The sequence below is a fragment of the Tabrizicola flagellatus genome (genome assembly GCF_046295235.1).
In the GTDB taxonomy this organism is placed as follows: Bacteria; Pseudomonadota; Alphaproteobacteria; order Rhodobacterales; family Rhodobacteraceae; genus Tabrizicola; species Tabrizicola flagellata_A.
Genome location: NZ_JBKBLV010000065.1, coordinates 1 through 9,891, shown reverse-complemented (window position 1 = coordinate 9,891; position 9,891 = coordinate 1). Strand labels below are relative to the sequence as shown.

Here is a 9,891-nt window from a genome sequence, read left to right as displayed (position 1 = left end):
GCGCCCGAGATCTGGCCCGAGATCGCCTCGGCCGCCGAACGTGCCGCGCTGCCGGCGGGAGAGCCGGGGCTCTGGCTGCGCCGGCTCTTCGCGGCGAAGGAAGCGCTGTTCAAGGCGCAGGCACAGGGTGCGCGGGCGATGTTCGGCTTTGATGCGGTGCATCTGACCCTTGCCGAGGACGGCTTCGATGCCCAGTTCCTGACCGATGCCGGGGCCTTCCGAACCGGCGACAGGGTGCGGGGCCGGCTGGCTCTGGTCGAGGGTCTGGTTCTGGCAGGGGTGACACGGTGACGATGATGACGCGACGGACGGCGATCCTGTCCAGCCTGCTTTCGGCGATCGGCGCCGGCGGGCTCTACTGGCACCTGACCCGCGCGCCCTCGGCAGACTCGGTGCGCACCCGGCTGACCGGGTTTTCGGTGCCGAAACCGGATCAGCCTCTGTCGGTATTCCACCTTGGCCACAGCCTTGTGAACCGCGACATGCCCGCGATGGTGGCCCAGCTTTCTCCCGCCGGCCACGGCTACGACAGCCAGCTCGGCTGGGGCACGACCCTGCAAGCGCATTGGGGCGACGCGCCGATCAACGGGTTCGAGGCGGAAAACGCCCACCCCCGCTTTCGCCCGGCGCTGGAAGCCGTCCAGAGCGGCGACTACGACGCGATCGTGCTGACCGAGATGGTCGAGATCCGGGCCTCGATCCGGTACTACGACAGCCCGGTCTATCTGGCCCGCTGGGCCGCCGAGGCGCTGAAGGCGCGTCCCGATGTGCGGCTCTATCTCTACGAGACCTGGCACCAGCTGGACGACCCCGAAGGCTGGCTGGAGCGGCTGGACCTGGATCACGACCGCTACTGGCTGTCGCGCGTCCTAGGCCCCGCGCTGGAACGGTTGCCGGAAGGCACGCGGATCTTCCTGATCCCCGCCGGCCAGGTGCTGGCCGCCTTCGTCCGCGCGGTCGAGGCGCAGGGCGGCGTGGGCAATGTCCGCGACCGGACCGACCTCTTTGCCCGGGCCGAGGACGGATCGCTGGACGTGATCCATCTCAACGACATCGGCAACTACCTCGTGGCGCTGGTCCACCATGCGGTGCTCTATCAGCAAAGCCCGGTCGGCCTGCCCCATGCCCTGATGCGGGCCGATGGCAGCCCGGCGACGCCCCCCTCTCCCGAGGTGGCGCGGCTGATGCAGGAGACTGTTGATTCGGTTATCCGCAACCTGGGCTTGTCCGGCCTTTCGGCCTGATGTTGCATATCCGCCACCTCGCGCGGCAATAGCGATCTCCCGCCTGCACGCGAGGCTACCGCTAGCGCGATCCGGCGCATTTCCCCTTTCCGATCCGAACCGAGGCTAATAACGTGAAGTCAACGCTGACGTGCCCCCTATCATCCGGGGGCCAAGGAGAGTCTTGTCATGTCCATCCTTCGTCGACTTGCCGTCGCACTGTTTCTAGTGCCTTTCCTGTCGCTTGTGGCAACCGCCCAGGATTACCGCATCCGCCCCGGCGACGTGCTTCAGATCGAAGTTCTTGAAGACAACACGCTGAACCGCAGCGCCATCGTGCTGCCGGACGGCCAGATCACCCTGCCGGTCGCGGGCACGATCCGGGTTGCCGGCCGCAGCCTTGCCCAGGTCCAGGCCGATCTCGCCCAGCGCCTGGCCCCGGGCTTTGCCACCACGCCGACCGTCTATGTGTCGATGAGCGCGTTGGCCGAACGCCCTGCCTCGACCCCGGCGGCCGCCCGCACCATCGCCATCTACGTCCTCGGCGCAGCCAACGCCCCCGGCAAGGTCGAGGTCGCACCCGGCTCCACCTTCCTTCAGGCCCTCGCACAGGCGGGCGGGGCCTCCCCCTTCGCCGCCAAGAAGCGCATCCAGCTGCGTCGCGTGGACAAGTCGGGTGTCGAGCGGGTGTACAAGCTGGATCTCGACGCCATCGAGAACGGCGCTTCGGGCGGTAGCACCCGCCTGATGAACGGCGACGTGATCATGATCCCGCAGCGCAAGCTCTTCGAGTAAGCCTGCATGCGCCGCTCAGGTCACATTGTCGGGGGTCTCTGTGCCCTTGGCGTCCCGTTCCTGCCTGGCGTGGCCATGGCGCAGGAGGGCGGCGTTCTCCTGACCTTCGGGATCGAGAACCGGATCGAGATCAGCCGCAACGCCGACCTCGCGGTTCCGGCCGAGGGCACGGAAATTGCGAATGTGACGCTCTTGTCCTTCGGCCTGGTCAGTGAAACTGCGCTGGACCGGCTGACCTTCGGGGTGACCGGCGGCCTGATCGCGCGGACGAACGACGACGGCAGCGAAGTCGACTTCGGCCGCGGGGCCCTGAACTTCGCCTATCATCGCGAGGTGCCCGCGGCTGTGCTGGATCTTGCGGCCGACTTCCGGTCGGACGACGCCGATGCCTTTGGCGACGATCTCGGCGACATCGGCGCACAGGGCACGCGCAGCGACCTGTCGCTTTCCGCGCGGATGGAGACTGGCCGGACCTCGGGCGTGGGCCTGGCCTTCGGACTGGCCTATGACCAGACCGACTATCAGGACACCACCGACCCCGATCTTTTCGATATCGAAGAATGGCGCGGCGACATCGCCGCAATCCTGCGGTTTTCGGAGATCGCGACCGGACGGGTCGGCGTGCGCTATCGTCACCGCGAGGAAGATGATCTCGGCACCACAACGACCGATGAGACCACCGTGTTCACGGGTCTCGACTACGCCCTCAGCGAACGTGCCGACCTGTCGGTCGAACTGGGCTACACCCGGACCGAAACAGAAGAATCCGACATCATCACCCGAGAACGCGGCCCGGAGGCCAGCGTCCGGCTGTCCTACGACATGCCGGTCGGCACCGCCTATGCGCTGGTCAGTCTGGCGACGGATGCCGACGAAGGCCAGCGCGAGACGTTCGAGATCGGCCGCGCGCTGGAAACCGGGCGCGATACCCTGTCAGCCCGGCTTGGGGTGACCCATGGCGACGAGACCGGGACCGACCTGATCGGCGGACTGGCATGGACCCGCGCCCTGCCCGATGGCAGCTTCGGGATCACGCTGGAACGGCGCGTCAGCTATGATGCCGATGCCGACGAGCGGGTGGCGGATTCGATCTTCAGCCTGAGCTGGGCCAAGAACCTCAACGAAACCACGACCCTGCTGTTCGACGCGACCTACGAGTTGAGCGACGCGCCCTCCGAACGCATCGAGCAGGTGGCGCTGGACGCGGGCTTCACCCATGCGCTGACCGCGGATTGGGACCTGTCGGGCGGGGTGGGCTACACCGTGCGCAACGATGCCGACGGCCAGGCGGAATCGCCGCGGCTGTTCGTGGCGATCAGCCGGGATTTCCAGTTCCGTCCCTGACCGACGCCCGGGCGAACAGCCCGACGCAATCGTATTTCCGGTCCGGCGCGGCGAAGGCGGTTCGGGCAAGCAGCCCCAGATCGCGGGCCAGTGACCGTGGCGGGGTCTGGCGCGCGCCGCCATGGTCCCGCAACAGCCGATACACCCGGTTTTCCCAGGCCCGCCAGCGCGCATCGAAGTGCCGGGTATGACCATGATGCACTTCGGCCACGATCTCGAAGCCGTTCCGTTCCATCAGCCGCCGTAGCGACCGCCCGGTGAAGAAGTGCACATGACGCGGCACGTCAAGCATCTCCGAGATCTCGGCATAGGTCTGGAAATGAAGGGCGGAGCAGTTTGGCACCTCGCAATAGAACCCGCCCCCGGGGGCAAGCAGAGCCCGCACGTTGCGCAAGGCCAGGCCCGGGTCGGCACAATGTTCCAGCACATGTGTCATCAGCACCAGGTCGAACCTCTGCGCCGCCGTCTCGGGCGGGATCGCCTCCGCGGTTCCCGCGGCGACCGCCACGCCGCGCGCGGCGGCACCCTTCCGCGCCTCTGCGTCGGGCTCGACCCCGTGCAGGCTGCGCCCGGAGCCGGCAAGGGTGGCGAGGAGATCTCCGCCGCCGCAGCCGATGTCCAGGATCCTCTTCGCCTGCGGCTGCAGGGTCAGAAGCCAGTCGGCATCCATCATCCGTCCCCTGTCCGTCAGCCAGGCGAGCTTGACCAGCACGCGTTCGGCCAAGCCGGCGCGGACATCGGGGAAATGCGACCGACCATGCGTGTAGTAGGCCGCCATCTCGAAGCTCGCGCGCACTTCTTCGGCTGTCGGCCTGCGCCGCATCAGTCCGACATCGCAGGCGGGGCACCACACGAGCCTCCCCGACCCGATCGGCTGGCCGGTCTTCACATCGACCGGGATCTCCAGCCAGGGCGACAGGTGATCGGCCTGCGTTCCGCAGATCGGGCAATGCAGGTCTTGCAGCGGCGCGTCCATGGCCTTCGCCCGGTTGGCTGGGATTGCAGAGACTATGGGGGGCAATCCTGGCACGGGACCAAGCTAATTGCCATCAACACTCCGTTTCCTGCCCAGGCTGCGCAGGGCGTGTCTCGCAAGATCCCGCAGGAAATAGGGCGGGCCGGGTGGTATCTTCGGCTGCACCAGTCGCCGCGCCCGCAGGATCATGGCACCGGCCAGATGCGCCAGCGTCGCAAGGACCGCGTGCCCTGTGCCGCCAGCCTTGCGGAAATAGTGCCAGCGACTGTCGAACCAGTAGCCCGGCACCCGCTTCCAGCCCTTCATGCCCGTCGAGACCGAGCCGATATGCTCCACCCGGCTTTCCTTTACGAAATGCGTGGGCCAGCCGGCCTCGGCCGCGCGGCGGCAAAGGTCGGTTTCCTCGAAATAGAGGAAGAAGGTCTCGTCGAACATGCCGACCTCGCGGATCACCGCCTCGCGCAGCATCATGCTGGCGCCGGCCAGCCAGTCGACCGGCCCCGATGCCTCGGGTACGCCGATGGCCACCGAGCGGTGCCGCAAGAGCCGCGAGATCGGCCCGGTCCGCGCCGCGCCCTCGAACTCCGAGGCGACAGAGGGGAAGCGGAAACAGGTCACATGCGGCTCGCCGTCCGGGCCATGGATGTAGCTGCCCGCGATGCCGACCTGCGGATGGGTTTCCAGATAGTCGAGGAGACGCCGGATCGCATCCGGGGCCGGGAAGGCGTCAGAGTTGAGGATATAGACATAGTCGGGCCGCACGCCGCCCGGCAGACCCAGGCGGATACCGACGTTGTTGCCCGCTCCAAAGCCGCCGTTCCGGCCCGACTGCACCACGCGGAACCGCGGGCGGTCCTTCAGCGCGGCGCTCATCTTCTCGAACGAGCCGTCGCCGGAATCGTTGTCCACCACGACTATGCCGCCGGCGATCCCCTGCATGGCAACTTCGGCACTGTCGGCCGCGCGCAGGGTCATGTCCGCCGTGCGCCAGTTCAAGAGCACGGTCAGGACGGTCGGGCCTTTCAGGTCGGCGTCGCTCATTGCCCCTGCCCCTCCTTGCGCGCCTTCAGCGCCGTGACGGTCAGCGAGGGCAGCACCAGTGCGCAGTCCAGATAGCGCCGCGCCAACCGGCGCGGGTTCGACAGCATCCGCCACAGCCACTCCATCGCGATCTTCCGCACCCAGACCGGCGCCCGGGTCTGGTGGCCGGCGATGAAATCCAGTCCCGCGCCGATCGACAGGAACCCCAGCTCCGGCTGCCGCACAAGGCCCCGCGCCGCCAGCACCTCCTGCTTCGGCGCGCCCAGCGCCAGCAGGCAAATGCGGGCACCGGAGGCCGCCACCTGGTCGATGAGCGCATCCGCCGCGGAACTTTCGGGATCGAACCCGTAGGGCGGCGCGAGGCAGGCCGCGACCTTCAGCCCCGGATGGTCGGCCTGCAACCGCTCGGCCGCCGCCCGCAACACCGGCTCGGTCGAGCCGAGGAAGGCGAGCGGCACGCCCAGACGCGCCGCCATCGCCGCGACCGGCGCGATCAGCTCGGACCCCGGCACCAGCGCCACGTCGCGCCGTCCCGACAGCCGCGCCATCCAGACGATGGGATTGCCGTCCGCGACCACATGGCTGTGCGCCTGATAGGCTGCGCGGAAGGTCGGATTCCGCCGCAGCTTGACCACATGGTCGAGGTTGAGCGTCGCCACCGCAAAGCCCTGTCCCCGGCCGAGGCAGGCCTCCATGTCGGCCAGAAGTGCCGCCTCGGTCGGGAAGTTGACCAGCGACAGGGCATCCAGCCCCGACGCCTCGGATTCCGCCTGTCCCTCGCGCACCATCGACACTCCCGCCATCCTCTTGCCACACAGCTCTGGCACCTGTCCCGACGGGCAGGCGATTGTCCATTCGCCGTCAAGCAGATAGTCTGAATCATACCGGGATTTACAGGGTTTTTCGTGGCATTCGCGCAAGGATCATTCGGACAGGGGAACGATCCCGCGCCCACGGCCGGATTGTTGCCGGTCTCCTTCAGCATCGTCGTGCCGACCTTCCGGCGCGAAGCCTATCTGCCCCCGCTCTTCGCCGCCGTCGCCCACCAGCGCGCATCGATTCCCGAAACCGTCGAACTGCTCCTCATCGACAATTCGCCCGAGGCCTCGGCCCGCGCCGTGGCCGGCGACGCACCCGATTTCGTCCGATACGTCCACGAGCCCAGGACCGGCGTCGCCCGTGCCCGCAACCGTGGCGTGACCGAGGCGCGGGGCAGTCATGTCATCTTCCTCGACGACGACGAAACCCCCGCCCCCGGCTGGCTGGCCGCCTTCGCGGCCGTCGCCCGCAAGGGCGCCCGGGCGGCCTTCGGCGCGATCGAGCCCCGGTTCGAGACCGACCCGTCCGCCCCCCTTCGCGCCCCACTCGACCGCATCTTCAGCCGCCGCCTGCCCGCCCCGCCGGGGGCCGAGGTCCAGAACCTGCGCGCCTGGCTCGGGTCGGGCAATTCCATGTTCGCCCGCGCGACCCTGACCCTGGCCGATCCCCCCTTCGACCCCGCCTTCGACCGGGGCGGAGAAGATGTCTGGCTCTTCCGCCAGCTGGCCGAGGATCATCGCGTGCCGATGCTGTGGTGCCCCGAGGCGCGGGTGGAGGAGATCGTGCCCGCATCCCGCGCGACGCTGGCCTTCCTGCGGGCGCGGCGGTTCAGCGACGGGCAGTTGCGCTGCCTCGTCGAAAGCGGCCATGGCGGCCTGCGCGGCGTGGCGCGCGTCGCCTTCTGGATGGCCGCCGGCGCGGCGCAGCTTCTGGGCCATGGCCTCCTGGCGCTGCTGACCCGACCATTTTCCCCGGCCCGCTCCACCCGCCACCAGCTCGCCGCCTGGGGCGGGGCGGGCAAGCTGATGTGGTGGCGCCGCAGGCTGAACCGGCAGGATGACTGAATGACCGACACATCCGACACCCGCCCCGTGGCTTACCTCACCGGCGACTATCCCAAGGTCTCGCACACCTTCATCCTGCGCGAGGTGCAGGCGGTGCGCGCCGCCGGCATGCCGGTCGTCACCTGCTCGATCCGCCGCCCGCCGGCTACCGAGTTCAAGGGCCGCGAGGAACAGGAGGCCCGTGCCGAGACCTTCTACGTCATCGCCGCAGCAAAGAACCCGCTGCGGCTCATGCGCGCCCATGCCGCCGCCTTACTCCGCTCTCCCGGCACCTGGATTTCCACGCTGGCGCTGGCGCTCCGCATGCGGTCGCCGGGGCTGAAGGCGTTCTTGTGGCAGATCTTCTACTTCCTCGAAGCCGCCGTGCTGGCCGACCATCTGCGCAAGGTGCAGGCCCGCCACCTGCACAACCATTTCGGCAATTCCAGCTGTTCGGTCGCCGTGCTGGCCGCAAAACTGGCCGGCATCCCCTACAGCTTCACCGAACACGGGCCTGCGATCTTCTTCGAGGTGGACCGCTGGGCGCTGCCGGAAAAGATCGCGCGGGCAAAGTTCGTCGTGGCGATCACCCATTTCTGCCGCTCGCAGCTGATGCTGTTCTCGGATCCTTCGCACTGGGGCAAGATCGCCATCGTCCATTGCGGCGTCGATCCCGCGATGTATCGCCGCGCCCTGCCCACCTTCGGCAAGCGGGTGGCCTTCGTCGGCCGGCTCGACCCGGTGAAGGGCGCGCTTCTGCTGATCGAGGCGATGGCCAGGGTGCTGAAGGCCCACCCCGACGCCACGCTGACCCTTGCCGGCGACGGCCCTGCCCGCGCCCCGGCCGAGGCGCGCGCCGCAGAACTCGGCATCGCCGGCTCGGTGCGCTTTGCCGGGTTCATGACCCAGCCGCAGGTGGCCGAGCTTCTGTCCACCTCGGACATGCTGGTCCTGCCTTCCTTCGCCGAGGGGCTGCCGGTCGTCTACATGGAGGCGCTGGCCAGCCGCATCCCGGTGGTCGCCAGCCGCGTCGCGGGCGTGCCGGAACTGGTTGAGGACGGCGTGACCGGCTTTACCGTGCCTCCGGGGGACGTGAACACGCTCGCCGAGCGGATGATGCAGCTGATGGCCGACCCCGAACTGGCCGCCCGGATGGGAGAGGCGGGGCGGCAGGCGGTGGAACGGGAACACGACATCGCCCGCGAGGGCGCCTGGCTGGCGGACCTTTTCCGCAACGGCGGCCCGGATGGCCGCCTCAGACCATGAGGAAAGCTCCTCGTCGGTCTTCGACCGCTCGTCGCCGGCCATGCGACGAGAAGCCGAAGGCGCACGAGGAGCAGCCCTCACTTGTATTCGATCAGCCGCGACCGGCGCTGCCGCAAGCGGTTCAGCCAGTATTCCAGCACGCCCTGCGCCTCGGGCAGCTTGGCCAGGGTCATGAAGAAGGCCCGCTCCCACCCGTGCCGCCGCGCCAGCCGCAGCACCTGCAACGGATAGAGCGCCAGCAGCAGCAGCGCCCAGGGCGTCACCAGCGCCCCGAGCAGAGCCACGACCGGCAGGACCGCGCCCCAGAGGACGGCGCGGCGCGTCTCGGCCACCCAGTGCCGCTCGGGCGGCGCTCCGTGCAGTGCGGCGCCTTCGGCGAAGGCATGGCCGCCGCGACGGGTGCGCTTCCACCACTGGCCGAATCGGGTCATCGCCGCATCGTGGAGCGTCATCTCCTCGCCGATGCGCCAGACCTGCCAGCCCGCCGCGCGCAGCCGGACGCAAAGCTCCGGCTCCTCGCCGGCGATCAGGCCGGGGTCATAGCCCCCCACCGCCTGCACCGCCGCTGTCCGCATCAGCGCATCGCCCCCGCAGGCCTTGGCCTGGCCCACGGGCGTATCCCATTCCGCATCGCAAAGCCGGTTCCAGACCGAGGCTTCGGGTCGGATCTCGCGCCTCCGGCCGCAGACCACGCCCACGTCGGGATGCGCCTGGAGGAAGGCCCGCGCGGCGGGCAGCCAGCCCGGTTGCAGCACGCAGTCGCCATCGACGAACTGCACCAGCGCGGGCGAACCCAGTTCCATCAGCCGCGCAAATCCCGCGTTGCGGGCCCGGGCGGCGGTGAAGGGCACCGACATGTCCAGCGCGACGACCTCGGCCCCTGCCGCCCGCGCCGCCGCCACGCTGCCGTCGGTGGACCCGGAATCGACATAGACCAGCGGGCGAACCCAAGGTGGAAACGAGGCGAGGCAGGCCACCAGCCGCGCCCCTTCGTTGCGCCCGATGATCACGGCCCCGAGGCCGGCTGCGGTAGACGAAAGGTCGGTCACGCGGAACGCTCGATGCCTCGGTCGGTCATGTCGCCAGAAACCACAAATCCGGCAACCTTCCAAGGGTCGGCGGCAGCCCGAAAATCGCCCGCCATGGCCTCACCAGGATCCGGTTCCCATTTTCCTTGCCCCTCAGACAGGATAGAAGAAGAACATTCAGCGCGCGCGGACAGGTCTTGATGCCGAACGTATTTGCCTATCTGGTCCTCTTTGGCTCGCCCCTTGCGGCGGTGGCGCTGTTTCGCTCCCTGACACTCGAACGTGCTCTTGTCTGGACGATCATCGGCGGGCATCTGCTGCTGCCTTCGGAAACCGTCATCAAGTTTCCAATGATC

At 68.6% G+C, this 9,891-nt stretch carries 10 protein-coding genes; 6 read left to right on the top strand and 4 right to left on the bottom strand.

Going from position 1 to position 9,891, the window contains the following annotated elements; translation table 11 throughout:
- The 4 genes from ACK4IU_RS17945 to ACK4IU_RS17930 all read left to right on the top strand — a co-directional run.
- On the top strand, positions 1-291 hold a 291-nt coding region (locus ACK4IU_RS17945), incomplete at its 5' end, for a 4'-phosphopantetheinyl transferase superfamily protein (RefSeq protein ID WP_409738000.1).
- A 2-nt stretch (positions 292-293) separates the two neighbouring features.
- Positions 294-1,244 carry a hypothetical protein gene (locus ACK4IU_RS17940; protein WP_409738003.1) on the top strand — a complete coding sequence of 317 codons (951 nt, stop codon included), beginning with the start codon at positions 294-296 and terminating at the stop codon, positions 1,242-1,244.
- Between the two features lie 168 nt (positions 1,245-1,412).
- Positions 1,413-2,018, top strand: a complete 606-nt coding sequence (locus ACK4IU_RS17935) for a polysaccharide biosynthesis/export family protein (RefSeq protein ID WP_409737998.1) — start codon at positions 1,413-1,415, stop codon at positions 2,016-2,018.
- Between the two features lie 75 nt (positions 2,019-2,093).
- A complete protein-coding gene (locus tag ACK4IU_RS17930; protein WP_409737995.1) occupies positions 2,094-3,362 on the top strand; it encodes a hypothetical protein in 1,269 nt (422 codons plus the stop codon).
- On the opposite strand, the gene ACK4IU_RS17925 is transcribed toward ACK4IU_RS17930, so the two are convergent.
- From ACK4IU_RS17925 to ACK4IU_RS17915, 3 genes are all read right to left on the bottom strand, one after another.
- Positions 3,334-4,338 (bottom strand): class I SAM-dependent methyltransferase, encoded by a 1,005-nt coding sequence (locus tag ACK4IU_RS17925; protein ID WP_409737992.1) that lies wholly within the window; start codon positions 4,336-4,338, stop codon positions 3,334-3,336. The genes ACK4IU_RS17930 and ACK4IU_RS17925 overlap by 29 nt on opposite strands.
- 63 nt (positions 4,339-4,401) lie before the next feature.
- Complete coding sequence (locus tag ACK4IU_RS17920; RefSeq protein WP_409737989.1) at positions 4,402-5,379, bottom strand: glycosyltransferase family 2 protein; 978 nt, start codon at positions 5,377-5,379, stop codon at positions 4,402-4,404.
- On the bottom strand, positions 5,376-6,182 hold the full coding sequence (locus ACK4IU_RS17915; protein ID WP_409737986.1) for a WecB/TagA/CpsF family glycosyltransferase: 807 nt from the start codon (positions 6,180-6,182) through the stop codon (positions 5,376-5,378). Before ACK4IU_RS17915 ends, ACK4IU_RS17920 begins: the two co-directional genes overlap by 4 nt.
- Positions 6,183-6,344: 162 nt before the next feature.
- Here ACK4IU_RS17915 and ACK4IU_RS17910 point away from each other — a divergent pair, with 162 nt between their 5' ends.
- Together ACK4IU_RS17910 and ACK4IU_RS17905 are read left to right on the top strand one after the other, a co-directional pair.
- The gene (locus ACK4IU_RS17910) at positions 6,345-7,262 is read left to right on the top strand and encodes a glycosyltransferase family 2 protein (RefSeq protein ID WP_409737983.1); all 918 of its coding nucleotides are present in this window, start codon (positions 6,345-6,347) and stop codon (positions 7,260-7,262) included.
- Positions 7,263-8,507: a glycosyltransferase gene (locus ACK4IU_RS17905; RefSeq protein WP_409737980.1), complete on the top strand. Its 1,245-nt coding sequence runs from the start codon at positions 7,263-7,265 to the stop codon at positions 8,505-8,507.
- 77 nt (positions 8,508-8,584) lie between these two features.
- Here the strand turns inward: ACK4IU_RS17905 and ACK4IU_RS17900 are convergent, their stop codons facing one another.
- Positions 8,585-9,556, bottom strand: a complete 972-nt coding sequence (locus ACK4IU_RS17900) for a glycosyltransferase family 2 protein (RefSeq protein WP_409737976.1) — start codon at positions 9,554-9,556, stop codon at positions 8,585-8,587.
- Between the last annotated feature and the right edge of the window lie 335 nt (positions 9,557-9,891).